The sequence below is a fragment of the Hoylesella buccalis ATCC 35310 genome, assembly GCF_025151385.1.
GTDB lineage: Bacteria > Bacteroidota > Bacteroidia > Bacteroidales > Bacteroidaceae > Prevotella > Prevotella buccalis.
This window is the reverse complement of the sequence record NZ_CP102287.1, coordinates 2,324,832-2,351,211: the sequence shown is the minus strand read 5'-3', so window position 1 is coordinate 2,351,211 and position 26,380 is coordinate 2,324,832. Positions and strand designations below refer to the sequence as shown.

Annotated in this window: 19 protein-coding genes and 1 pseudogene; 9 read left to right on the top strand and 11 right to left on the bottom strand. The window is 45.8% G+C overall.

Features of this window, described 5'->3' with window-relative positions; translation table 11 throughout:
* The first annotated feature begins 13 nt into the window (after positions 1-13).
* From NQ518_RS09725 to NQ518_RS09705, 6 genes and pseudogenes are all read left to right on the top strand, one after another.
* The gene (locus tag NQ518_RS09725; RefSeq protein ID WP_227206137.1) at positions 14-1,189 is read left to right on the top strand and encodes a DUF4856 domain-containing protein; all 1,176 of its coding nucleotides are present in this window, start codon (positions 14-16) and stop codon (positions 1,187-1,189) included.
* A gap of 41 nt (positions 1,190-1,230) precedes the next feature.
* The gene (locus NQ518_RS09720) at positions 1,231-2,334 is read left to right on the top strand and encodes a fibronectin type III domain-containing protein (protein WP_227962091.1); all 1,104 of its coding nucleotides are present in this window, start codon (positions 1,231-1,233) and stop codon (positions 2,332-2,334) included.
* A 10-nt stretch (positions 2,335-2,344) separates the two neighbouring features.
* Positions 2,345-3,256, top strand: a complete 912-nt coding sequence (locus tag NQ518_RS09715; protein ID WP_227962093.1) for a hypothetical protein — start codon at positions 2,345-2,347, stop codon at positions 3,254-3,256.
* A gap of 97 nt (positions 3,257-3,353) precedes the next feature.
* Positions 3,354-4,793 carry a leucine-rich repeat domain-containing protein gene (locus tag NQ518_RS09710; protein WP_227962094.1) on the top strand — a complete coding sequence of 480 codons (1,440 nt, stop codon included), beginning with the start codon at positions 3,354-3,356 and terminating at the stop codon, positions 4,791-4,793.
* A 94-nt stretch (positions 4,794-4,887) separates the two neighbouring features.
* Positions 4,888-5,061 (top strand): annotated as a pseudogene (locus NQ518_RS13620) (PKD domain-containing protein); the annotation flags it as partial.
* Between the two features lie 21 nt (positions 5,062-5,082).
* Entirely contained in the window at positions 5,083-5,322 is a 240-nt protein-coding gene (locus NQ518_RS09705; protein WP_227962096.1) for a PKD domain-containing protein, read from the top strand.
* A gap of 120 nt (positions 5,323-5,442) precedes the next feature.
* Here NQ518_RS09705 and NQ518_RS09700 read toward each other — a convergent pair whose 3' ends face one another.
* From NQ518_RS09700 to NQ518_RS09650, 10 genes are all read right to left on the bottom strand, one after another.
* Positions 5,443-6,624: an IS4 family transposase gene (locus tag NQ518_RS09700; protein WP_227962098.1), complete on the bottom strand. Its 1,182-nt coding sequence runs from the start codon at positions 6,622-6,624 to the stop codon at positions 5,443-5,445.
* Positions 6,625-7,193: 569 nt separating this feature from the next.
* Positions 7,194-7,775: a P-loop NTPase family protein gene (locus tag NQ518_RS09690; RefSeq protein ID WP_260107732.1), complete on the bottom strand. Its 582-nt coding sequence runs from the start codon at positions 7,773-7,775 to the stop codon at positions 7,194-7,196.
* 2 nt (positions 7,776-7,777) lie between these two features.
* Positions 7,778-8,476 (bottom strand): DUF6291 domain-containing protein, encoded by a 699-nt coding sequence (locus NQ518_RS09685; RefSeq protein ID WP_227206127.1) that lies wholly within the window; start codon positions 8,474-8,476, stop codon positions 7,778-7,780.
* 7 nt (positions 8,477-8,483) lie between these two features.
* Positions 8,484-8,795 carry a helix-turn-helix transcriptional regulator gene (locus tag NQ518_RS09680; protein ID WP_227206129.1) on the bottom strand — a complete coding sequence of 104 codons (312 nt, stop codon included), beginning with the start codon at positions 8,793-8,795 and terminating at the stop codon, positions 8,484-8,486.
* Positions 8,796-9,142: 347 nt separating this feature from the next.
* Positions 9,143-10,549 carry a group II intron reverse transcriptase/maturase gene (gene ltrA, locus NQ518_RS09675; RefSeq protein ID WP_227206131.1) on the bottom strand — a complete coding sequence of 469 codons (1,407 nt, stop codon included), beginning with the start codon at positions 10,547-10,549 and terminating at the stop codon, positions 9,143-9,145.
* Positions 10,550-11,031: 482 nt separating this feature from the next.
* On the bottom strand, positions 11,032-11,703 hold the full coding sequence (locus NQ518_RS09670) for a hypothetical protein (RefSeq protein WP_227208044.1): 672 nt from the start codon (positions 11,701-11,703) through the stop codon (positions 11,032-11,034).
* A gap of 263 nt (positions 11,704-11,966) precedes the next feature.
* On the bottom strand, positions 11,967-13,529 hold the full coding sequence (locus tag NQ518_RS09665; protein ID WP_227208043.1) for an RNA-binding domain-containing protein: 1,563 nt from the start codon (positions 13,527-13,529) through the stop codon (positions 11,967-11,969).
* Positions 13,530-13,609: 80 nt separating this feature from the next.
* On the bottom strand, positions 13,610-15,058 hold the full coding sequence (locus tag NQ518_RS09660; protein WP_227208042.1) for a site-specific integrase: 1,449 nt from the start codon (positions 15,056-15,058) through the stop codon (positions 13,610-13,612).
* 468 nt (positions 15,059-15,526) lie between these two features.
* A complete protein-coding gene (locus tag NQ518_RS09655; RefSeq protein WP_227208040.1) occupies positions 15,527-17,275 on the bottom strand; it encodes a PspC domain-containing protein in 1,749 nt (582 codons plus the stop codon).
* A gap of 27 nt (positions 17,276-17,302) precedes the next feature.
* Complete coding sequence (locus tag NQ518_RS09650; RefSeq protein ID WP_227208038.1) at positions 17,303-17,632, bottom strand: PadR family transcriptional regulator; 330 nt, start codon at positions 17,630-17,632, stop codon at positions 17,303-17,305.
* A gap of 487 nt (positions 17,633-18,119) precedes the next feature.
* Between NQ518_RS09650 and NQ518_RS09645 the strand changes: the two genes are divergently transcribed.
* The 3 genes from NQ518_RS09645 (at position 18,120) to NQ518_RS09635 (ending at position 24,100) form a co-directional block, all read left to right on the top strand.
* On the top strand, positions 18,120-18,536 hold the full coding sequence (locus tag NQ518_RS09645) for a hypothetical protein (RefSeq protein ID WP_227962101.1): 417 nt from the start codon (positions 18,120-18,122) through the stop codon (positions 18,534-18,536).
* Between the two features lie 77 nt (positions 18,537-18,613).
* Positions 18,614-22,936 carry a CusA/CzcA family heavy metal efflux RND transporter gene (locus NQ518_RS09640; protein ID WP_227962103.1) on the top strand — a complete coding sequence of 1,441 codons (4,323 nt, stop codon included), beginning with the start codon at positions 18,614-18,616 and terminating at the stop codon, positions 22,934-22,936.
* Between the two features lie 3 nt (positions 22,937-22,939).
* A complete protein-coding gene (locus NQ518_RS09635; RefSeq protein WP_227962105.1) occupies positions 22,940-24,100 on the top strand; it encodes an efflux RND transporter periplasmic adaptor subunit in 1,161 nt (386 codons plus the stop codon).
* 103 nt (positions 24,101-24,203) lie between these two features.
* Here the strand turns inward: NQ518_RS09635 and NQ518_RS09630 are convergent, their stop codons facing one another.
* The gene (locus tag NQ518_RS09630; RefSeq protein WP_227962106.1) at positions 24,204-26,357 is read right to left on the bottom strand and encodes a GH92 family glycosyl hydrolase; all 2,154 of its coding nucleotides are present in this window, start codon (positions 26,355-26,357) and stop codon (positions 24,204-24,206) included.
* Positions 26,358-26,380: the final 23 nt, after the last annotated feature.

Genomic DNA, 26,380 nt, shown 5'->3' with positions numbered 1-26,380 from the left:
AAGGGATAAAATGATGAAGAATAAACGTAACAAACCTTTTTGTATGCTCATGCTGTGGTTGACACTGTGTTCCTCCATAACATCATGCACAACATGGCAAGACGAAACCATTGAGTCATCGTACATCATGCCTACATGGCCCGACCCAGAATATAAGTTTGTCAGGAATGATGAAAGCAGTGTTAATACATTAGAGTGTGAGCTGTTAAAAGAGCCTGCTGATATTGTATATCACTCGTTCATGAAAGAAGCTCGTATATCAAGTTTCGTACAGCAAGAGCGGATGAACGAATATTTCAAGCAAGGAGTGTATGGTAAAGCGCCATTTGATGAAATAGCTACATCTATGGTTCACCGTGTTGACAGGGAGCGCATCCTCGCAGTCTTTCAACAATTATTCGATGAGTCGAGAGCATTGAGTGGTTATGGCTACCCTCGTCCTGCCGATATTCGCAACACCAAGGCACAAATGGGCCAAGGAGGATATTTAGGCTATAATATTGGCGATGAAAACTTAGCGTTTGTTAATGCCAAAGGTGTAGCCGTGGCCGAAGTGTACAATGAGATGATTAGGGGAAGCATTTATTTGGATAAAATCCTGAATGTACACCTTAACCCTGAGTTATACAGCGACCAACAGCTTTTGAAAGATCAGGCAGCTTCTAATCTGGTAAACGGACATAATTACACAGAGCTGGAACATCATTGGGACTTGGCCTATGGTTATTACCAATACTGGTTGCCCATTGTGCAAAAAAATGAACGCAGTGCGCTAAAGGGAAGTCGTATTAAACTTTACAACGCCTTTGCGGCAGGACGATTGGCCATGACCGAGTATAGGTTTGACGAGGTGAGAACATGTCTTCATACCATTAGGCAAGAACTGTCTAAAGTGGTCGCTGTACATGCCATACAGTTATTGTCAGGCGAAGTGACAAATGCGAATTTACACGAGGACATAAGCAATGCCTTGGTATTCCTGTCACGTGCCTATGGTGCCGTGTTCTCGTTGCAGTTTGCCGTGAATTCAGAAGGTAAACCATTATATACCTTTGATGAGGTACAAACGCTTTTAGATGCACTTACCCAAAACTCTGGGTTGTGGGATAAGCAGCGACTGGAAGGCGATTCCACTACCCCTGGATCCATTGCCTATACTGTAGCACAAATCAAGCAGCGCATAAAATGATAAGCATATATGCAATAATCGTTAAAAGAAAAAAGGAAACTATGAACTTATATAAATTATTATTGTTGGCGTTCCTATGTTGTACGTTAGACGTAACAGCTCAAACACATCCCAACTTGATATTGAACGGTGGGTTTGAAGAGTGGCGCACCGCCGGTATCTATGAGAAACCTGTGTGTTGGTATTTTTCAGTGGGTAGTATTGAAAAGTCAAATCAATCGCATGGTGGCAGTCACGCTGTCAAGTTAGTAGCAATCCCGCATACGCTATCTATAATTGACCGAGCAAATAACTATTATTATATGAACATTGAGGGCGGAGCAACTTATCGCCTTACCTATTGGTATAAAGGGACGTTACAGCGTGCCAATTGTGTTTCCACCGTGATATGGTGCAAAGAAAAGCGCAAAGTTAAAACGACTGCAAAGAGAACTTCAAGGGATATGGTCACAGATGCATCCCCTACTGAATGGAAACAAAAAACTATAGATTTTGTTGCTCCGCAAGGAGTGGATTGCGCGGGATTTTGTTTTGAAATGAAAGAAGAAAATTCCGATGCCAATAACTATCTATTGATTGACGATGTGGTTTTTAAGAAAATAAAAAGTAGCACTATTACCGAGGATGTACCGAAGCCTTATGATGTGAAAGTTTCTGCACAACAACGCGAAATTTTTATGTCGTGGCATCCTGTGCAAGGCAGTGGCATCAAATACAATATTTTGCTCAATGGAAGACAGGTGTCTACAATAAGCACCACCGACTATATCTTGCAAAAACTGCAGCCTAACACTACTTACGAAATAGGCGTGCAGACGATTATGCCTGACGGAAAGAAGTCGAAAGTGACTAAAAAAAACATTACCACAGAATTAATGATGACAGGCAGGGAGGATGAAAATCGCATTCCGTACATCTATCAAATCAAGAACTATGGCGATTGCCCACGAAGCATAGAGCTGTTTTTCAACGATTTGTATGATGTCAACGCTCAAATTAAATATACGCTTGACGGCATTCCCTTCGTCCCTGTCGACGGATATAAATTAGATTTCAACAAAACGGGTAAACACATATTGGTTGTGGACATCATTGAGAGTGATGGCAAGGCTTGGACCTTGGAATATAACTTAAATGTGAAATAAGCTAATCAACATGAAGCATATATATATTTGGCTATCAGTGATAATACTTGGCATGTCGTTAACCGCATGCCACAATGAGTCGGATTTAGAACCGTCTAAAATATTGATAGGGGATAACAATTTATCATCTATTGATGTGTTTACGCACACGACACGCATATTAATCTTAAAGGGTGGGACTGGTAAATACAAGTGCAATGTCAACAACTCAAAATTGGCTGCCGTCAGCATCAACGAAGATACATTACGTGTTACAGGTATATTGGAGGGTGAAACGTATGCCTCTGTTTGGTCGGGCGATGAGTGTCGCAAGTTGAATATAAATGTTACAGTGCCCAACATTACCTCTACCGAGGATGTCATACGATTGTTCCCTCGGGATGAGAGCCGATCAGTAAGCGTCAATGGTGGAGGCGGCATGGCACAAATGAGCGTGGAAGACCCTATGCGTGTTCTGAAGAAGGTTAAGTGGAACGCCAAGACCAACATCATAGAAATAGATACCTATTGCGAGGGCGACGCTTATCTCCACATCACAGGGCAGGATCATCAAACCAAAACAATAAAAGTAGAAGTGCGATGCAAGGGCGAGGCTGATGAGTCGGGAGTATACAGCACCACTTCAAGAAGTCTAAGCGTTTTGATGCGCAACACGTTGGTGGTACATCGCAAAGGTGTGGGTGTATGGATATTTAATGAGGCCAACCCAACAGCCTCCAAGAAAACCATCAAGATTACGCCTGCTATCATAAATCCCCAGCAAGGTACCTATGTTGATGTTGAGCTCGGTTTTCGCTATCCGGACGAATTCAGTTCTCTAAAAGAGGGCAAGTGCAAATTATACGTCCAAGAAGTCAGGGCGAACCATGTAGTACTTGCTGGGCGTGGATTTAAATTTTTAATACCTTACGAGAAAAAATAATACATCTAATTTTCAATATATGTTTGCCATCTATCCTATATAACTGTTGGCAATAGAAAGACGTATTCAAATTATTAATTAAATATAACAATACAACATGCAAATCTCAACAATTAGAAAAAGCATAACAACCTTGGCGTTGTTACTGGTGTTTAGTGTGTCTCATGCGCAGAAAGTAATAAAAGTTGAAAAGCCCGGTGAACTTTCAAAACAAATCACCTCGTCCGAAAAGTTCTCCATTACAGATCTTACCATATCGGGTAGTATTAATGGTGCCGATATCTTGTGCCTTCGCGAGATGGCTGGCAGGGACATAGAGGGGAAACCTACAGAGGGGAAACTTTCCACACTTGACCTCTCTGGGGCTAAAATTGTTGCTAACGGTGGCAATTATTATCAGGTAAAGAGAGGTATGTTTACCAAATACTACGCACCTGCCTATGATGACGAGGTGAGTGCCTACATGTTCTACCAATGCCAGGCACTGATAACACTAAAATTGCCTACAACGACAAAGAGTATTGAGCAAAACGCTTTCAGCGGTTGCACTTCGCTTACTGAATGCGTCATTCCGCAAAGCGTTGCTATCATGAGGGAGAATGCCTTTAAGGATTGTGGCAAATTAGCGTCAATTGCACTTCCCAACTCGCTCAAGGAAATAAGCAAGTGTGCCTTTGCTGGATGCAAATCACTTACTTCGGTGACTTTTCCATCACAGTTGGAGAAAATAGGTGCACAAGCTTTTGAGAATTGCACCTCGCTTGCTACCCTTTCCGAACTTCCATCATTATTGTCCGAAATAGAGGAAAAAGCTTTTTACAATACTGCTGTTACGGCATACACGGTGGCAGAAGATAATGACTATTATTGTGCCAGCAATGGAGTGCTTTACGATGCCGATAAAATATCAATACAACTGTATCCTGCAGGCAGCAGTGCGACTTCGTTTGAGATACCTGGAAGTGTTGGAGAAATAGACGAGTATGCCTTTGCTTATGCCAAAAACCTGAAGAACATCAGTCTTCCGGAAGGACTCACCAACGTAAGCAAATATGCTTTTGAGCATGCTGGACTTGAGCAATTTACTTCACTTGCCTCTAATCTTTCTATCGGAGAGTCGGCATTCAGCGACTGTGTCGAGTTGCAAACTGTTGACTTCAAAGGGGCAATTGGTGGAATAGGAAGTTATGCATTCAAAAACAACAAAAAACTTTCTGTCGTGCAGTTTACTGGTTCAGCCATGCCTGAGTTTGGCCAGTATGTATTTACACCTAAGGCCGTAAAACTTAAAGTCTATGTAGAAAAAAACTTGATTGACAAATTTAAAGATGCTTTTACCTCAAAAAAAGTAGCGTTAGGTACAATGTACGAAATCTTTGACATCACAACCTCTGGAATTGCGAAGCAGTCTGTCTATGAGTCGAACATAGATAAAGTACACTTCGACGTATGTGGTAGAAAGATAAGCAAGTATGACAAAGGACTTCACATTATTCAGTATTCTGATGGACGTGTTGTCAAGCGTATGGTAAAATAAGTTTAGAACCCGAACGCTGCCACTCGGCAGATTAAAGTAATTTTATTGGAAATAACTGCCATAAAAACCTGGAATTATTTAGTAGACCCTAACTATTCAACTAAAAAACAAGAGTTATGGGGCAAATGAGTATGAATGGACATTTGAAGGAGGACAGCCTGGTAGTTCTACGGACAAAAGTCCGGGTAAGGTTATATTCACACAGGCAGGTGAGCACAAAATAATCTTGCGAGTCAGGAATACTGTAGAGGAAAGAACAAGTCAGCAAACCATAAGGGTTGATTCCGCCATGACTATAGACTTAGATTTTTCAATCGCCCTCAACGACATTGCCCCGGGCGTGGTATCCATTACCAATAAGAGTAAGGGCGGAAGTCAATACGAGTGGACCTTTGAAGGTGGAATCCCCTCTACATCCAGCCTACAGCATCCAGGCACGATAACCTTTGCGGACGGTGGTGAGCATAAGATTCGCCTAAGAGTATTCAATGGCAGTTATTGCTGTCCGGTAAAACTCAAAAGAGCATAAATATCCTCCCCGAAGCCCAGTAAAATTGCACTTCGGGGTTTATTTTTTCAAAAGTAAGCCCCCTCTTAATCGAAAAGACTTGGTTCTGGCGGCGCTTTTTGCATCTCCTTTGCAAGGAAATCATTCCAAGTTTTTTCGGGATTTTCCATAAATGCGATAAAATCGACGTAGTACATAAGCATAAGCCGTACCATGGTAACAACTTGCGAAAATGCACAATGCCTCTTGATGCTTCTTGACAGGACTGTTATCAGCAAATTCGCAATCAAGACTACCCCATGTCTGTATTTGTATGGCATTGACGCTGTCCCCATAGAAGAAATGAAGCGGGAAGTTCTGTTTAAGCTGTTTGTACAACGACTCGATAGCCCATCTTAGGCGGTAGATTTCAGCAATGTCCTCAACAGTAAAGTCAAAGTTGTTGGTCAATAGTACAACAGGTCTCTTTGTCTCGTAAAATATCTCCACCCTTTGTGTCTCGTGGGTGAGCTCTCCTCTTGTAAAAAGCACTTTCTGATCAATATGCGTTACGAGGCCCTCTGCATTGACATACGTAACGGATGCAAGTACCTCATACTTAAGGTTTTTCTTCATTTTTGTCACGTAGCAAACGCCTTCTTCTGTAAGACGTTGGAATTGTGCTATGTCGACATAACCACGATCCATTGCCAAAGTGGAGTCTTTTGGCAGATGCACCTCTTTTAGCAGGTAATGGTCGTGTTTAGCGGCGGATGTGAGCTGCACCACCATCGGCACGCCGACATGATACTTCATAACCGTATGCACTTTCATGCCACCTTTCTTCTTGCCTGATTTCGGATGCCGCCCAACCCCTTTGAGTATGTTGTCGAAGAGCGTTATTGTGGTGGAATCCATCATGTAAAGCAGCTTCTCCCAGTCTTTAGGCTCGTGCGTCTGCCCCTTATAACTCTTGGCAGGGCGGCTGTCCGCTAAAAACTTGGCATACTTCTCCAGTAGATATGCATAGACACTTGCAAAGAACTCCTGAGGACGGCGTATATTGGCCTCAGCAAGCGTGCTGCGACGAACCAAATAGCTCATTCCGAGGTGTGCGAGCTTGTGAGCCTCCGCCTTCATGCCTATCTCAAGTTCGCGCAGAGAATCAAAGTGTTTGAGGATGCCGAACAACATTACGACAAGATGTTGGTAACCGTCAAAACGCTTCACATAAGCCTCGCTTCCTTTCGTTTCGCGGCTTATTTGAAGAATTTTCTCCTTGTCGAGTAACTTTAATACTTGACTATAGACCGGCTGTCCGGTAAAATGACTATCTTTGCTCATGGTTATGTTTTATTTTAGTAAAAACAAAGATAACCAAAAGGGCTGACACCTCGTGAGAAGTGTCAGCCCTAAATTATTTTGTTTAATAAAGTTTTACCGGACAGCAATAATTTCAAATCGTTGGTTTTCAACAGTTTGCTTGTCACTACTTACTCTAATGTAACCGTAAATCATATTCAGATAGAATTAAAAATACTTTGAAATTTAAGAATATATCGTATTTTCTAATAACACCAAATATGGTCCAAATCTGAGTTTGATCTGTTTTATTTATCTTGTCTACCTTTTGGCGATATTGTGCCGCTCATTTTTCCATGGATTTTGATAATACGAGTTGCGAGCATTATCCTCCAGCAGGAACCGCTGGCAAGTCACTTTTGCAGGATAGGGCGTTTCCCAGAAACGATTTGTCCGCACAAAAGTACAACTTGCTAATCAAATTCTGTAAGAGTAACATGCTCCTCAGTATGTAAAAATCGTGATTTTACAAAATAATGATTTACTAATCTTTATTTCACTAAATCGGTATTTCACTATCTCTCGGACTTGTGAATTCTCGTTCTAGTAACTTACCGACGTAGGCTTTCACCCTCAAAGTGCACGACATGTGTAATAGCTTTTAAGCGGTCGAGCGTCCTTGCACCATACTTTGCCGACAGTTCTGCCGTAGTGAGATTGGTAGTAATCAGCAATAACTTCCCTTTCTTCTCTGCCAAGTCAACCAATTCTGCAAATGGCACTTTCCGTTCACCATACCTGATAGCCTCATTTTCCACGCCTACATCATCAATGCAAAGGATATGGCGTTGTTTCAACTCCTCATGTTTTACGTTGAATTCGGTGGCATCTGCCACATTAACTATTAGATGGCAGTAGTAATTGAGGATCACTGGAAGAATTTTAGCACAGATTACCGTTTTTCCACGTCCTACATGGCCAATACAAAGCAATCCTCTGCCATGATTATCTGACAGCCAATCTGCTATCAAATCGTATTCCGGCAGCCATTGTGGATTTGCAACAAAACGTTTTAATCCAATAGCCAATGCCTGCTTTGCCTCTGGGATATGGAAATACACGTTTGAGGCATCCGGGCTGAATCCCGTATTGCGTAACCTTTCCACTGTCGCATTAAAAGTATCTATATTCATTGTTACCATGATTCATCGTTTTGGTATTTATTGGGGGCATTGTCTTGCAGCACAATACCCACTTTTATGTTAGCATTTCGGATAGGCTCGGTTTCCCATATTCTTTGGGAGAGAAAGTTCTCAAAGTTCTTGCGGTATTGCACTTCTGGGCGGGAAGCTACATACTGCGGGACATACTGCATGATTTTCGTCCTGTCATCATCAGTTAGCTGCATCCACTTTTCCCTCAAGGCCAAAATATTTCCCACAGGCTTACCATACATCTTCCATATCATCTCAAACGAGTCCATCATATCACCAACATTGATGACAGAAGTTACAGCTTCTTCATCAATGTTATTCATATCCTTACTCTTAGTCTTATTCTTATCCTGCGACGGATTGCCATCGCTAACGATGGCCGACGATGGTTGTATTTGGTTCTCTACCTTACTTGTAACCAGTCGAGACGCCTGACGTTTCAGGGCATTGGCCCTATTCGCCCGACATCTCTTCTCGTATGAGCTTTGGCTACGATCAATCTGAATACGAAGCATGCAAAAGAGGGACATCAAAGCCTTGTCCTCAAACGTTGGTCTTACCCCATTGGCAGCATAGCCATAAAGAGCCTTGAAGAGGATTCCTGCCTCTGCATCGTCCAAACAGCAGATGGCCTCCTTTTGGTCTGTAAACAGCATAAAGCCCTTGATTTCCTTTTCCATAGCTGTATTATTTGGATTCGTTCAATAGAGACAGAACCTCTGCATAGTTGTACATCACCCTGCGGGGGCCTACTTTTCTTGCGCATAAAACCTTTGTCTTGTTCCACCGCCACAAAGTACTCAAATCCACATGAAGAAGTCGGGAGGCTTCCTCACGTGTAATAAAGCGTTCCTCATTGGGTATAGCAGGTTCTTCTGCACCGTTGCTATCAGAAGATGGGTCTTCCGTTTTGTACGCAGCCTTATGAATTAACTCGTCTAAATCTGATTTTGTCATCACGATGAGCTGGGTACCAATAATCGAATTGTGATTTTCCATTGTTCTATCATTGAATAGTTTGACATGACCAACCTCACTGCTACCTTCCATAGCATTTGTTGGCATTGCATTTCAGATTACGGTGGAAGGTTCCGTCCCTTAAAGCACAATGCAAAATTATGCTATCCAATGACACAAAGGCTAAGATAAAAGGCTATAAATCAACTATTCACAATAAGGTTCTTAGACATTCCATCATGTTCTGCAAGATGTACCATATCGTCCCAAGCAGTTCTCCCTGATTCAATCGAGTAGGAGGTAAACACTAATCATAGGTGTTTATTTCCTACTTTCGTGTTCACCGACCTCTCACACCACCGTACATGCGGTTCCGCATACGGCGGTTCCTATTTTGGGTGCCATTCGAGATACGCCCCCATTAAAGTTGCATACCCTGCTGAGCGTAGTCTATAGTTATCTATCGCCCTTGTTAAAATAGGACTATCAGCTATTCGCCAATAACCCTTGCGAGTATTACCCCATTCGTATGCTTTGTATTTATCAATACCACATCTGATGAGGTTTGCCACTTTTGTCTCGACTTTCTTCCAAGCCTTCCATATACACATGCGTATTCTACGTCTTAACCATTCGTCTGTTTCAAGCATGAGACGTTTCATATTGGCAAGGTGATAATAACCTACCCAACCTCTTATATATTCTTTCAGCTTTTGCTTTCTCTTGGCATATCCCCATCCATTGCTGCGACTTGTCAATTCTTTTAGCCTTGACTTCAGCTTGGTTTTGGACTTTGGGTGTACCGTAAGTTGGCATTTGCCGTTCATTACATAAAAGGAATAGCCGAGGTATTTCACTCCTCGCACATACGACACTACGGTCTTTTCCTTGTTGACTTTGAGATATAGAGTATTCTCTATAAATCGGGTTATAGACTCCTTCACTCGCATTGCAGCCCTTTTGGACTTGCAGAATATCATCGAGTCATCGGCATAGCGTACAAAGGGGAGTCCTCTGCGTTCGAGTTCTTTGTCCAATTCATTGAGCATGATGTTACTCAACAACGGACTTAGCGGTCCTCCTTGGGGAGTTCCTTCTTCGCTCGCTTCAAACAAACCTTTGTTCATTACACCGCTTCGGAGATATTTGTGTATAAGACTGACCACTCTGCCGTCTTTTATCGTACGACTGAGAATTTCTATGAGTTTGCTATGGCTCACAGTGTCGAAGAAACGTTCGAGGTCAAGGTCAACTACATAAATGTAGCCTTCGTTGATTATCCTCTGCGCTCCACGAAGTGCGTCATGGCAGCCTCTTCTCGGACGGAAGCCGTAGCTTGTCTTGGAGAATTGGTTCTCATAAATAGGAGTCAGTACTTGGTTAATGGCTTGTTGCACCAAGCGGTCTACTACTGTAGGTATGCCCAAAAGGCGCATCTTGCCGTTGTCTTTGGGTATCTCTACCCTCTTGACTGGGTTCGGACGGTAAGAGCCGTCCAGCAAGGAACTCATGAGTTCATCCTTATTGGTCAAGAGCCATGGGAGCAGTTGCTCGCACGACATCTTGTCGATACCACCACATCCCTTGTTTCTCATCACTGCCTTGTAGGCTCGATTGAGATTTGCAGGACTAAGGATTTGCTCAAGGAGGTGTTCCTTGTCAAATGGTACTTCCACGATGTTGTCTTCACACATCCACATGAAGGTCTGCACTCCCCCATACCATTCGGTTTCCGACCTATTTCTTTGGGGACAGCCATTAACTTGGGATAATGTTTTCTGCATTCTTTCCTTCATAAGGTATGTTTCAATTACTATCGCTTGATATATAGGTTCAGCCCTTCATGGAGCGTTATCGAGTACTCCACTACTATGGCGTCTGCTGACTTCTCACGGCAAGCTTTACTCCGCTTCTTTCGTAAAAACAACTATTTGAAACGTCCGTGAGACCTCCTCGGATAAGAACATTATCTTTCCATCTTATACCTACTTCATTTACACCAACCATTCCGAATAGCTATAGGACTTTGATTTGTTATGCAATCTTATCCATGGTTATATGCCTTATATGAAGTTTCTGTTCGTTAGGTCAGATGTTTGCCGCCAGCTTCCTTCAGATTTCATCTCACGATGAACACCCTTGCTCTTGGCTATGTAATTCCCGCTATTAGGGCTTACTCGGGACTTCTACCCGTTAGATAATGCTCATGCCGAGCGTACATCAAAAAACCTCCAGCAGAACAAACTGTTGGAGGTTATTTTTCTTATCTTCTGTAGTCTTACGCTTGCTCTTGCAAGTCTGCCAATATCTTTTTCATCAATAGCTTCATGGCCCTTATTTCTGAGAGTTTCTTATCATCAAGATTTCCAGGAGTGAAATTACCTTTCTGCACACTATAATTATTCTTGCTACCAACTGTCTCTTCCCCGAATATCCTAACAGCTTCGGCATGGGTCGGGATGGATATTAACCAATTCATATTTGTATCTGCACCGCAATAGAAAGCCAGGACAACATTCTTTCCTCCGTTCTTTTCCTTAAACAACTCCTGATAGGTTTCAAAAACAGGCTGATTAACATAATCCTTATTGACAAATTGTCGAACAAAGTATGATTTCAAGGGATTTTCTTCCTTAATCTTCTCACTGGTTGAAATCTTGTGATCTTCTATTTCTTTCTTGTCTAAGGCAGCTTGAACTTCCGAAGTGTGATGATAAGTTCTTATTTTATTCGCCAGTCTATCTACTGGTAAGAAATCACATAAAATCCGAATCAAAGCCATAACCATTATGATTAAGGAAACCAAAGCTACCAACCACAACCAGAACTTAGCCTCTGTAGATATATGATATCCGGCGAGCAGCATGCCAAGCGTCACCACCAGAATAGGGCAGGCCACACCAAACCCTGAATACACAAACACCTTAAAGGCTTTGTCGCTTATCTTCATAACTTTTATTGCTTTATTTCTTGGTTACTTCCCTTATTATCTTGATTACTTACTTGGTTACTTTTAATTGCATCTTGGTTACTTTCCGTCCATCCTCGATCACTTCTTCAACATCTTGGTTACTTTTAAGCATGAACTATATGGGCTTTATTATCCTACCGAACAACGCATAAAGCCACTATCTTGCTAAAGAATTTATAATCATTAATTATCAGCTAATTGCTAACAGGCGTTGCTGAATTTTTGCTAAAAATCTGCTGAATTTATAAACATTCAGCAATGGGCAAAGTGGGATTGTCGCCAGACCTTATCTTACGATACTTCTGATTCTTATCGTTCGGGTGTTCTGGAATGGTCATTTCCAGCATCCCCATCTCCAAGAGGGGAGTGATATGCTTCTTTCTATTCCTTGTTTGATTGGTAATTCGCAGCCTGTCCATTATTTCCTGAGCTGTACGGGGTACGCTGCAGAAGTTGAGTAAATCAATTTGTTTCTTGGTTAGTTTTCCATAACTCCTTTGAACTGAATGATCGGCTTCTTGGTTACTTTTCGCCTTATCTTGGTTACTTTTATCTATTTCTTGGCTACTTTCCAGATTAGTATGACGATAAATTGTGACCAGGAACTCCCGTGATTTCTCATTATTCTCAAACTGCACATCAAGTCCCGTTTCCAAAGAACGCTGAATACCACTACCAACACCTGTGTAGGGTAGTAAGTAATTCGCATTATTAAAAAGGAACACGTTTCGAGGCATAGAGGTACCTGCTTTGATGTCATCTACAGTCAGCCCATCAGGAAGTGTTCCGGGACTATGGATTTCCAATCTGTCATCAAAGATAAAGATACGGATAGGAGCTCTCCAGTTAAGTGAACGGTGTACCAGAGCATTAACGGTAAATTCTACAAGACTAACATAAGGAATTTCCAGTTCACCTTTAGAATTAAACTCATCATTAGTTTGTACTGTGCGGAGATTACGTGTATAGAATGCCATGATGGTATCAAACTGATGGAGCAAGTTTCCTTCCATATCAGCATCATCTACCTTGTCACGAAACTGTGTTCCACCAACAGAATTGCCTACGAAACAGATACATTTTGCTGTTATCACTGGCAACCATCGTTGAGTATATGAGGCAAACAGAAGAACTGCAGCCACCGTAAGCCTACCGGTAGGCAGTATAAAATGTAGATTACGCAGCAACTGACTAATATCATGATTTTTGGCTATGGCATTAGCTATCTCATCGAGCGAGGCCTTCTTGTATTTATCACCAACAAACCCTTTCAGACCTAACACTTTTGTAAAACGGTTCTGAAGATAAATCTTCAGCGTCCTCTCGTCAAGGTCATCAACGGTTATATCATTGACAGCTGCCACATCGGGAAAGAATGCTCCACAACCTGTCATCATCTCTGCAATTTCAGCATTATCAAAGATCTTTCGCCTATCGGTACCATTCTTTACCCAAATAACCCCTTTGTTATCATGGTAGGGCTTATTCTTTCCTTCAGGGATTGTAGCCACGACAACAGCACCGCCTTTTACCGGGACATTCTCTATATCAATAAGTATGCCAGGGAGAACATTCTCTGAAGCCATACTGGTCAACATATTTGTTGTCTCCTGAAGTTCCTTGTAAGACAAAGCATTGATATTGCCCGTCTTATCATTGATACCAATGACCAATCGACCACCATGGCTATTGCTAAAAGCAACAAGTTCGCAGCCTATATCGTATTTATCATTGATTCGCTCCTTAAACTGGGCACTTCCAACCTCAGCCAGATCACGCAATGCAATCACGTCTTGTTCTGTCATAACCTTTAATATTGATGCTACAAATTTAGTAAAAAAGAAAGAATTTCATTTGTTCTTGAAGAATATTCGCATTAGCTGTACTATTTCTGTCCTAATATTGCCTTCAGCATCTCCTTTGCTTGCTCTGGCGTCATACTATCAATATCAACAGCCTGAGGACTCGGTACAAGATTCAGCAACTTTGAGTTATTATCGAATCTGGTCTCCAATGGATACATATCCTGATACCCGGCCGTAATATTATTACCCATAGAATGTCCCATGCTCTCCGATATGTACAACTCTTCCACTCCCGCCAACTTGAGATTCGTGGCAAAAGAATGCCTCGCCCATGTTCCCGAAGGCTCTTTGTCCCACTTCAACACTTCCTTGCAAACTCTGATTACCCGATCTTTAATATTTGAATTCTCTTGTACTGTGAGCTTTCTTCGTTTCAACTCATCCTCTTCACCTTGAAATATCTGTGGAAACACATATGCATCTTTCTTAGGCTTGGCTGCTATCCCGTCCAAGATGAATTGCAAAGGCTGAATAATAGGCACTACTACCACCGACATACTATTACTTCGTGCCGATGTTTTCTTTCGCATAAATTCAAAAGCCCTACCGCCCTCAGCAAAATAGGTTCGATTATAAGTTAGTCTACCTGCGTCGGCAAGATTGAAGCCATTGCACAAATATTGCGCAAGAAACAATCCTAAGGAAACGTGTACACGTTTCGTATATTCTTTGTCCCACATTTCTGGGTATCGTTTCTCCTCAAAGACATGATAGAGTTCCGTCATTTCAGCGATTGACAAGTAGGATTGTTGTCTTCTTTTCCCTCTTGGAATGGAAATGAGGTCATTGTCTTTATTTGAGAATGGGTATTTGTCAGCCGGAAGAAAGCCTCGTTTAATACATTCATTCCAAACAACACGACAAGTTCTTAAATACATTCCCCGTGTTGCATCAGCTATTTTCCCAACCAGCATACCATCAATCATTATGCCGTTCTTCATTCCATCATTCCACTTGGCTATAACATCCTTGTCCACCTTGAAGCCTTCTGTCCGACCAACTATCTTCAGAAAAGAGTTAAGAGCCCACTGGTAATTTTCGGCACAGCCCACTCTATTATCATCCCGATACCTTGCAATAAGCCCTTCCCACATGCCGATAAACGACAAAGAATGCTCGTCTTGATATTCCACTCCAGAAAGCATTGTCTTAATCAGCCCAATAGTCAGTTCATGCGACTTACTAAGTTTCACGACCTTATCACGAAAGTCCTCTAATATCCCTTGCCATTCTTTATAAACATCCATAAGAGAACTTCGAGAACTTGTTACACTACAAACACTATTGAAGTACTTTTCCGTTTGAAATGGCATATCGGTCAGCTTATGATAGTACCGCTTTCGTTCTATGGTGAAGCAGATAGCCATTGGATATTCCATCGTCTCTTTATTAGTACGCTTATCCAACACAAGAGTAAGAGAACAGTTACCCACCCGATTACAGTTGATTGATGTTTTTGAAGTCTTCATTTTTCCTCAGCTATTTCATGTAATCTTGCGAACATTTTGCGAACACCGTGCGAACACCGTGCGAACACCAACGCTTATTTAATACCATTTCGCAAGATTTCATATTTTTGAAGCAAAGATAGCAAATAGTTGAATATCAAGCAAATATATCAAAAATAAAAATTTTATAAAATCTTATAAAACTATATTTCAACAGACTCATAATCTGGAGGTCCCTGGTTCAAGCCCAGGCTGGTCCACAATCAAAATAAAGGAGTTACGAAGTTCGTAACTCCTTTATTTGTTTGCATTTCAATTAAAATCTTCGCCTAACAAAAACAGCCTGCTATATGAGCCATACACGCTAATTGGTGCATGCTTATTCCATTACGCTCAATGCCCATCAGTCATCATAGGGTGGGGATGAACCGCGATAGCCGTTGTGTGCTGATACCATGTCGTTCGTCAAAACAGGCTTGATTGCCCTGTCTATTTCAGGTTAAAGTCTGCTGCTGACACCCATTGTCCTGCGAACGTAGTGCCGGTGAAGCTCGATTTTGTGGAAATGCCGTAGCGAACGGTGCCTTTGGTGCTGCGTATGTTGTTGATTTCTATGCGGTTCCATCCGTATCCATTGCCGTCGTTAGCGTCAACGATATTCTGATAATAGGTCCTGTCCGGATCGGATGACAGCGAGTCTGCGATGCTCAAACTGCGTTTCGCCTCTGCCCAGATATCCCCGCCCGTATTGCCATTGGCTGGTATCTCCACCAAATATTTACGTCCATCCGCAATGGCATATACATAAGCTCCCTTGCCATTGGTGCGAGCGGCCACGCTCAAGGTATATGTGCCAGGTGTAACATCAGTTTTCTCACGCTCCACCTGATAGCCCAACCCCCATTCAGAGTATCCGCTCAGATAGCGCATACCCTGGTTGCCAGTATAATATTCTCCACTTGAGGTGTAGTGGTTCTCACGATTTGACGGAGCAACCAGCAGATACCATCCGCCCTGATTCAGGAAATCCCAATCGGTTTCGTTGATGAATACGCCATTGTGGGTGTTCTCCTTGATGTAGGCTTCGTGCCTTATATCATCCATTTTCCTCTCGGCAATAGTCATTCTTGCGCCAATGGCGATACCACTGACGATGGCCACAATGAGGCTCACGGTCCACAGTCCCGCCCACATCAGGCGTTGCGGAGTACCCATTGGCGTGAGTTTTTGGGTGTTGCTAAGTATTGCGTGGATGCCGCAATAAAGGGGAATGAAAAGCACTCCTGCCATACCCACAACACATACGATGCCCAATGCCGGACTAACCGCGTGTGAATAAAGCTTAGCAAACTCAACATCGCCAAATAGATCGGGCATGGTCAGCAGCACGATGAGGGTGGCCAATGCAGCCACCAAAACCAGTCCGGCAACAATACAGGCAAGAATAAAGACGCCTTTTATCAACAGCAGGATAATCTTGAAAAAGCCAGCTACGCATCCCGACACTCCAGTCCGGCGAGGTTGAGTGGTGTCGGCCTGAACGTGTTCTTCGGTCACTTCCTGCGCCAAGTTTTGTGGTGTCACATCCTTGCCTTTCATTTTCAGTCGGTCTTCGGGATTCTGTGCCACGGGTGTGATGATTGAGACCATGAAATAGATGAGCACGAGCCAAAGCGGTGTCCACGTGAATGGCGTTACATGGAAGAACCTGCCAGAAGACAATGATGTATTAAAAGTGATAAATACGAGTAACACGCAAGCCAGTCGCCACCACAAGGGGTCGCCACCAAAGTAGCGGGCACATCCAGCCAGCAGTCCGGTTATCTTCTTGTCGGTGGGATCTCGGTATAGACGTTTGCCCGATTTTCTCAATCGTTCGATATAAGCCACAACTTCTTCCTTCAGTCGGTTGCCCATACTCTTTTCTTCTGCCTGCTCCTCCTCTTGCACCGCCGTCTCCTCGTCTAAGGGTTCTTCCTCGACCATCTCTTTGGGATCTCCGATTCGTGTGATGATGTTCTGCACGTGCTGAATGTTAATCGCCTCGATGCCTTGTGTCTTGAGGTCGTCAAACAGTTCCGCAATGCGAGCCTCAATGTCGTCGGCAATCTCTTTTCCATCGGGCTTATGCGCAAAATAGCTGCGCAGCGTGTCGATATATTGTTGCAACAGTCCGTAGGCGTCTTCATCAATGGCGTAAAGCCTGCCTAACATATTGATGGTGATATTCTTTTTCATAATGACTGGTTGAATAATAAATAGAACTTACTTAGGTTGTTTCAGATAGTTGACGGTGGCGGCAATCTCACTCCACGCCTTGTCCAATTCGCGGAGGAAGACTGCTCCTTTCTCAGTGAGCATATAGTATTTTCGCGGAGGCCCCTGCGTACTTTCCTTCCATTTGTAACTCAGCAAATGGTCGTTTTTCAGTCGCGTAAGCAGCGGGTACAACGTTCCCTCCACCACCAGCAGTTCGGCCTCCTTGAGCCGCTGAATGATGTCCGACGTGTAGGCCGACTGCTTTTCCAGCAGCAACAGAATGCAGTATTCCAGCATTCCCTTGCGCATTTGCGATTTTACATTGTCTACATTCATAATCATCAATTTTTCAAGTTGATGTCACAAAAGTAGGTAAAATATAAGTACCTTGCAAAACATAGTACTATAAGTAATTACTATATTAACTTTATTTAACTGAAAAGGCGTAGTGAATATTTATTCAGAGGTCACAGCTCTTCCACTCAAGCGGTTGCTTTTTAGCAAAAAAAATCATTTGCTGCTCAATACAAGAACCCTTAAATGAAATGGCCATGTTATGCGAATGTGCTGGTGGCAAAGCCTATTTTTTTATTCGAGAACACGGTTAGTGTGTTGACAATCAGTACGTTCTATGAATATCTGTATAAGAGAGTGCTCAAGCGCATCTACTTTGAAAACCAAAGTCAATGATATTGGCACCCAAAGTCATTGACTTTGGTGTCCAATTCACATGACTTTGGCGTTCAAAGTCAATGCTATTGAAAAACAGTGTAAATGAGCACTTTGCAACTGAGTTGCAACAATCTTTCGCTACCTTTGCATCATGATACGGGGAAAAGCGCTCATAGCAAGTCTTTGGCTGGCAATGCTCATGGTGTTGCTGGTGTTGGCCGTGCCCCATTATCACCACCTGGGCAAGGTTTGTTTCGTGGAAGAGAGGTGCGAGACTGACGGTCAAATCAATGACCGCCACACGCACCATCATTCTTCCGGACAGGAATCGCAGGCAGACAACTGTCCCGTAGAGCAAATCAGGCACATTGTTAAGGGCGACGAGCATGCGCAGCCCATCATCCAAGTGGCGCAGCAGCAACCTCATTGGCTGTGCGCCCACGCTGCCGACGCATACCCGCACGTGCAGATAGTCTCGCCAGTTGGCGAAACGCCCGAATCCATCGCCCGGTTGCTTGAGGCACATGTAACCTCGAGTGGACGAAGGGGACCTCCCACCTTATCATAACCCATTGTTTTTATCGAGTGGCAGAGCAGTTGTTAACAACTGTTCCGCTGTAAGTCGTACATGTTCATACCAAGGTTATGATTAACAAGATTATCTATTTTTCCATTCAACATAAATTTCTGGTGGTACTCCTGTTGGCGGCCATCATCGGCGGCGGAGTGTATTCATTGCGAACCATTAACGTAGACTCCACGCCCGACATCACGAACAACCAGGTGCAGGTCATCACGGTTTCTGAAAATCTCTCGACGGCCGACATCGAGCAGTTTGTCACCTATCCCGTAGAGTTGGCCATGTCCAACCTGCCCGGCGTTGAAGACATCCGTTCCATCTCACGCTTCGGCCTGTCTGTGGTCACCATCGTTTTCAAAGAGGATATGGGCACTTACCTGCCCCGCCAGCTGGTGCAAGAGAAGCTCGAAGAGGTGCGCGAGGACATTCCAGAGGGATTCGGAACGCCCGCGATGGGTCCCATCAGCACGGGACTGGGCGAGATTTTACAGTACACCCTTGTTCCCAAAGACACCGCCCGTTACAGTACGCAGGAGCTGCGCACCATTCAAGACTGGATTGTGAAGCGCCAGCTGTCCATGATTCCGGGCGTGGTGGAGGTCAACTCGTTCGGCGGAAGCATCAAGCAATACGAGGTGGCCCTCAACCCCCAGCGGCTCAACGCCATGCGCGTGAGCGTGGGCGAGGTGTACGAAGCCCTGAAAAAGAATAACGTCAACACGGGCGGCGCCTACATAGAGCGCGACCACATGGCCAGCTTCATCCGGGGCGAAGGACTGGTGAAGTCGGTTGACGACATTGAGAACATCGTGGTGAAGAATGTCAGCGGCACCCCTGTTCTTGTGCGCGACGTCGCCGACAAGGTGGGCTTTGGCTCGCAAGTGAGGTACGGCGCTTTCACGCAAGACGGTCATGAGGCCGTCGGGGGCATGATCATGATGCTTAAGGGTGCCAACTCTGACAAGGTGGTCAGGGCGGTGAAGGAGCGCATGGAGAGTGTCAGAAAATCGCTGCCCGACGGCATCGACATCAAACCTTTTCTCGATCGGTCCGACCTTATCGAGCGTACAACGAGCACCATCGCACGCAATTTGACAGAAGGCGCGCTCATCGTGATATTCGTGTTGGTGCTGTTGTTGGGAAGTTTGCGCGGAGGTGTCATCGCCGCATCGGTCATTCCACTGTCCTTGCTGTTCGCCCTCATCATGATGCGGCTCTTCGGCGTGAGCGCCAACTTGATGAGCCTGGGGGCCATCGATTTTGGAATTATCGTCGATGGGGCGGTGATTATCGTAGAAGGAACGGTGTTCGAAATGGAGAAAAGAATCAAGAAGCACAATCAACTGGGACGAGGCGGCATGAACGCCGTTGCCTTCGAGGCCGCCTCTTCGATGATGCATTCGGCCTTCTTCGGTCAGCTGATTATCCTCATCGTGTTCACCCCCATCATCTTTCTGTCTGGTGTCAGCGGAAAAATGTTCTCCCCCATGGCCTACACTTTCTCGTTCGCCGTACTGGGAGCCATCATTCTGTGTCTGACGTATGTGCCGATGATTTCATCTTTGCTCATTCGTCCACTGAGCAACCAGGGTGGAAGGATGGCGCGGATGGAACGCCGCTTGCAGCGCGTGGGCTACCGTGTGACGAGCCGCATCATACATGTTTATCACCCGCTGCTGCTGTATGCCCTGCGTCATAAAAAGATGGTACTTGCTTCTGCCGCTGCCCTGTTTCTGGCTGCCGCATTCGCTTTCACGCGGATGGGAGGCGAATTTGTGCCTGAACTCGATGAGGGCGACATCGCCATGCAAACCTTCCTCCGCCCCGGTAGTTCGCTCTCGGAAACCATCAAGCGCGAGGGAGAGGTGGAACGCCTGCTGCTTCAGAGCTTTCCGGAAATCAAAACCGTGTGCGCACGCATTGGGGTGGCCGACATACCCACCGACCCGATGGGGTTCGACTACACGGACAGCTTCATCATCCTGGAAAAGGATCGCAGCAAATGGACATCGGCCAAGACCAAAGAAGAATTGATAGAAAAGATTAAAGACAAATTGCAAATCCTGCCGGGGCTCAACTTCTCGTTCTCACAACCGGTGGCCCTCCGTTTCAACGAGCTGCTCACGGGTGTGCGCGAGGATGTGGCCGTGAAACTTTATGGCGACGATCTCGACAAACTCGGCGAACTGGGTGAGCGGATGGTGAGCATCATCAGTAGGATAGAGGGAGCCGAGGACGTAACCCTTGAGCGCACAGACGGACTGCCGCAGATTACGGTGAAGTACGACAGGCAGCGGGTGGCGCAATACGGTTTGCACATAGATGACCTCAATGCCTATGTCAGCAGCGCATTTGCCGGAAGTTCGGCAGGGTCGGTGTTTGAGGGTGAGAAACGTTTTGACCTGGTCATCAGGCTCTCTGACGCTTACCGGAAGAGTATCAACGACCTGCGCCAACTTTACATACCGCTGCCCAGCGGGGCACAGATACCCTTGAGCGAGGTGGCACAAATTGATTATGAGTCGGGGCCCATGCAGATTTCCCGCGAGCAAACCTCGCGCAACATCTATGTCGGCGTGAACGTCAGAGGGCGGGATGTGCAGTCGGTTGTGGATGAGATACAGGACAAACTCGATCAGCAACTGCGCCTGCCGGCTGGCTATCGGTTGGCGTATGGCGGTGAATTCCAGAAACTTCAGGAGGCCAAGAATCGCTTGATGATTGTCTTGCCCATCGCCCTGCTCCTGATCTTCGTGCTACTTTATTTCGCCTTGAAATCGCTCAAGCAGAGTCTTATGATTTACATGGCGGTTCCGCTGGCCACGGTCGGCGGCGTATTGGCCTTGCTGTTGCGTGGCATGCCCTTCTCCATCTCGGCCGGAGTGGGCTTCATCGTCCTCTTCGGAGTGGCCGTACTCAACGGTCTGGTACTCATCAATCGTTTCAACTCGTTAAAGAAAGAAGGTATGAACAACATCAACCGCAGAATCATCAAGGGTACGCAAGAGCGCATCCGCCCCATCCTTCTCACGGCCACGGCTGCCATGTTGGGTTTCCTGCCCATGGCAGTGTCGGGGTCGGCAGGTGCTGAAGTGCAGCGACCTTTGGCCACTGTGGTCATCGGCGGACTGTTCACGGCCACGCTGCTTACCTTGCTTGTCGTTCCTTTATTGTACGCCTTGGAAGAGAAAGCGCAGCGAAAAACGGCCAATAGGTTACCCAAAGCGGCCTTTGCCCTGATGCTGACGCTGCTGGCACCATGCGGTATGCAGGCCCAACAGCCAGTGAGTTTGCAACAAGCCCTGCAACTGGCTGAGCAATATCATCCAAGCATTCGTCTGGCGCGGATGGGTGTCAGTCGTGAAGAGACCATGGTCAAAGGCGTGAGCGAGGTGGGGCTTACTGAGCTGTCGGCCGGGGTAGAAGAGCTTGGAAGAGGCAATGATGCCACCTTTACCCTGTTGTCTGTCAGGCAAAACATTGACGTGCTGGGGAACAGACAGCGCGTGCGCACCCAGCACCAAATGGTGAATGTGGCTCGTGCGGAGATGAATCTCACCGAACATCAATTGCGCAAAGCCGTTTACCGCGATTATGCGCAAGCTTATATTCTAAGGCAAAGGATGAACGTACATGCCATGATAGACTCTATCTATCAGAACTTTGAGCATGCGGCGAAAGTGCGTTATGAGGCCAGGGAAACGTCGAAGTTGGCTTATCTGGCCGCCAAGAAGAAGGCTGTTGAAACCAAAGAAAACTTCAAGCAGTCGGTGTTTGATTACCAAGTGGCACTGAAAGCCTTGTCACGGTGGCTGGGAGAGGGACTCTATGAACCCACTACGGCTCCAGACGAGACGCTTGGAGAGGCAGCAGGCAGTGCAAGTCCCGTATTGATTTGTCAGTCGGAGAGGGTTAAATTGGCCGAAGAAAACATCCGACTGGAAAGGTCCAAAGGGCTTCCGGCATTCTTCGTGGAGGGTGGTACACAGCGCATTGGCGACAAAAACGGCTACTGGACATTCGACGTTGGCGTGAGTGTTCCGCTGTTCAGACGTTCGTACAAGGCCCGACAAAAGGCTGCCGCCCTGGACAGGGACATCGAAAACACGCAGCTTGACTTGCTGAAAAAGCAACTGGGTGACAACCAAGCACGCTTGCAGACGGCGTATCAGAAGTGGCGTCACAAACTGCAATATTACCGAGAAACAGCTCTTCCCACGGCCAGGGCGCAGCAACGTGGCGCGTCTTCTGCGTACAAACTGGGCGCAACCGATTACATTGGGTTCATTCAGACCATGGGTGATGCCGTGCAAACCGAGCTTGATTATTGGGAAGCATACGAACAATTCATCGACACAATCATCAATTTACAATATCCAACCATTTAAAAAATGAAAACAAAAGCATATCTCATCCTTTCGCTCATCGTCTTTCTGGCAGCTTGTGGCAAGCAAAATAAGGACGCTGGCGAACAAGAAAAACAGTCATCGGACAGCATGACAAAGGTGGAACTCACCGATGAACAGGTGAAAAAGTTAGGCATCAAGGTGGGGAACATCGCCGACACGATGCTCATCAGCAGCGTGGATGTCAATGGAAAGCTGGCCGTTGACCCCCAGAGCGAGGCAACCATAACCCCGCAAATGGGCGGTAACGTCAAACAAATATTGGTTCATGAAGGGCAATCTGTGTCCAAAGGGATGGTGGTGGCCTATCTGTCTCATCCTGATTTGGTAAATCTTCAGACGGATTATTTCTCGGCATTGAACCGACAGAGATACCTGAAAAAGGAGTTTGACCGCCAGACCATGATGCTGAACGAAGGCGTAGGAGCTGGCAAAGACTACGACCGCACGAAGTCGGAGCTGCAAACTGTGAGCGGTCAGGTGCAGATGCTTGCCGCACAACTCAAACAACTGGGCATCAGTACGTCTGCCCTTCGCAAGGGAAAACCAATGCTGGCCATTGCATTGAGAAGTCCCATCAACGGCACGGTGGAACAAATCAACGTGCAAACGGGGCAATATGTTTCGCCCGAGATGGCCATGATGAAGATTGCCAACACAAGTAATATGTATGCAGAATTGCAGGTCTTTCAACGCGACGTGCCGAAAATTAAGGTGGGACAGGATGTAGCACTGAAGATTGTTCATGCTGACGGAACCGCCTGCAAGGGAAAAGTGTACTCCATAGGCAAGACTTTCAGAGCCGAAACACAAACGGTTGACGTGCGTGTTCGTTTGGATGGGCAGCACACGGGACTGATTGTAGGGATGTATGTTCAGGCGAAGATTGCGACAAGCAGCGAAAGGACGAGAGCCGTTTCGTCTGATGCTATCGTTGAAGTGGATGGAAAATCCTATATCTTCACGGCGGAAAAGGAAGGGAACAACTGGCATTTTGTCCCAACGATGGTCAAGAAGGTGAAGGAAGAAGGCGACCTCGTGGCCATAGAGACCAAGGAGTCGGCAGACCGTCTTTCACGCATTGTGCAGTCGGGTGCTTACTATCTGCTTTCAGAGATGAAGAAAGACGAGACGGGAGAGGAATAAAACACGACCGAAACATAATGGATGTTTGGCAGGCGGGAAATTGCCACGCTACCAAACATCCATCACGTTTTCAATATCAAAAGAACAAGAATGCAGTTGAATTTTATGGACGACGGTCGGTCATGAAGAACTCCAGCGTGCCGCCGGCCATGATATCTTTGTAATCAATGTACAGCTTGTTGTAGAGTTTGCCGTTGAGCTTGATATGGCTGACATACATGTTCTTCGGACTGTTGCCATGCGCCAGGATGGTAAACGTCTTGCCATGGCCCACATTCACCTCAGCCTTGTCAAACAAAGGCGAGCCAAACATATACTTTCCGCCAGAGGGTTCCACCTGATAGATGCCCATGGACGAAAGAATATACCAGGCCGACATCTGTCCAACATCCTCGTTTCCGCTCAGACCATCGAAGTCGTTATGGTACATAGTTTTCAGTACCTCACGCACCTTCTCAGCCGTTTTGTAGTGCTGGTTCACGTAGTTGTACATATATATAATGTGGTGGCTGGGTTCGTTGCCATGCGCATACTGGCCAATGAGTCCCGAGATGTCAGGCGAGGCATCGGCACCGAGGTCGCCAACGACCGTGAACAGCGAGTCAAGTTTAGTGACAAACTTCCGCTTACCGCCGAAAAGTTTGATCAAACCAGGCACGTCATGAGGCACGAGCCATGTGTATTGCCAGGCATTTCCCTCGGTATAGTCGTCGTTGCGGTGGGAGGAATGGAACGGATTGAACGGCTCGCGGAACTTACCATTGGCCACGCCACGCATGAAACCGGTCTTCTTGTCAAAGTAATATTTATACGATTGGCTTCGTTTCAGGAAGTAGCGATAATCTTTCTTGGCACCAACCAGCTTGGCTACCTTGGCCACAGAGGCGTCTGCCAAGGCGTATTCCAGCCCTTTGGCGACCGTTTCGTAGGTAGAATCGCTGTTCCATGGAATGTAACCATACTTCTTCAGGTTGTCCAGGGAGCGTTCATCGAGCAGGGCAGAGGTACGCATGGCCTTGAAAGCGGCCTGCTTGTCCACGTCAAATCCTTTGAGAACGATGTCGGCCAACACGGGAATGCCTGGGTTGCCCACCATACAGTCGGTCTCGTTGCCAACGAGATGCCACACGGGCAGCTTGCCTTGCTGTTCAAAGATGTGCAGGAAGGTCTGCGCGATGTCACGCTGTTTCTCGGGATGGATGATGGTCATCAGTGGATGAGCCGCACGATAGGTGTCCCAAAGCGATAGAGTGGTGTAGTTGGTAAAATTGCCTTTGTAAATCTTACCATCACTGCCCCGGTACTCACCATTGACATCCGAGAAGACGGAAGGAGCCGTCATGGTGTGAAAGAGCGCCGTGTAGAAAATGGTTTTGTCATTGAGATCGGCGGTTTCTACCTTGATTTTGCCAAGTTCTTTGTTCCAGGCAGCATCGGCATTGTCGACAACTCGGTCAAAATCCCAGTCCTTGATTTCGGCACGCAGGTTGGCTTTGGCATTGTCAATGCTCACGGCCGAGATGCCAACGCGCGCCAACAGTGGCTTCATGTTCTGCCCTACGGAGAAGACGCCCACGCTGTCGCCCTGCATTTCCTTGAGCTTCAAAGGCTGCGAAAACTCGGCAAAGAAATAAATGCGCTGGTCTTTTGCCCAGCCTTCTGAGTAACGATAACCACTCACCGTCGTGCTGTTTTCCTGCGTCAACTGGCATTTGGTCATTTTATCCCAACCAATGCCTTGTTTAAGATTAATCTTCAAGAGAGGCTCTTTACCGCTGAGCGGGAAGGTATAACGATGCATACCGGCACGCTGGGTAGCCGTCAATTCGACCAGTATCTTGCTGTCGGCCAGGCGAACGGTGTAATAACCGGGGCGCACATACTCGCCATCGTGCGAGAAACGCTCGGTGTAGGTCTTGGCATCGAATGTTGGCAAGAAGGCAATGTCGCCCAAATCGCCAATGCCGGTACCACTCAAATGGGTGTGACCAAAGCCAATGATGAGCGAGTCGCTGTAATGATAGCCCGAGCACCAGTCCCACCCGCGTGTGATTTGCGTGGGGCCTAACTGCACGGCACCAAAGGGAACATTAGCACCGAGGAACACATGTCCGTGTCCACCCGTGCCGATGTAAGGATTGACATAGCGCGTCAATTGCGCTGAAACGTCTTGAGACTGAGCCATCATGCCATGGGCAGGTAACAACAAAAACGCCGTGGCAACGATGAAAGATTTGAACAATTTAGTATAGGTCATAAGATTTATGGATTAAAGTTTCT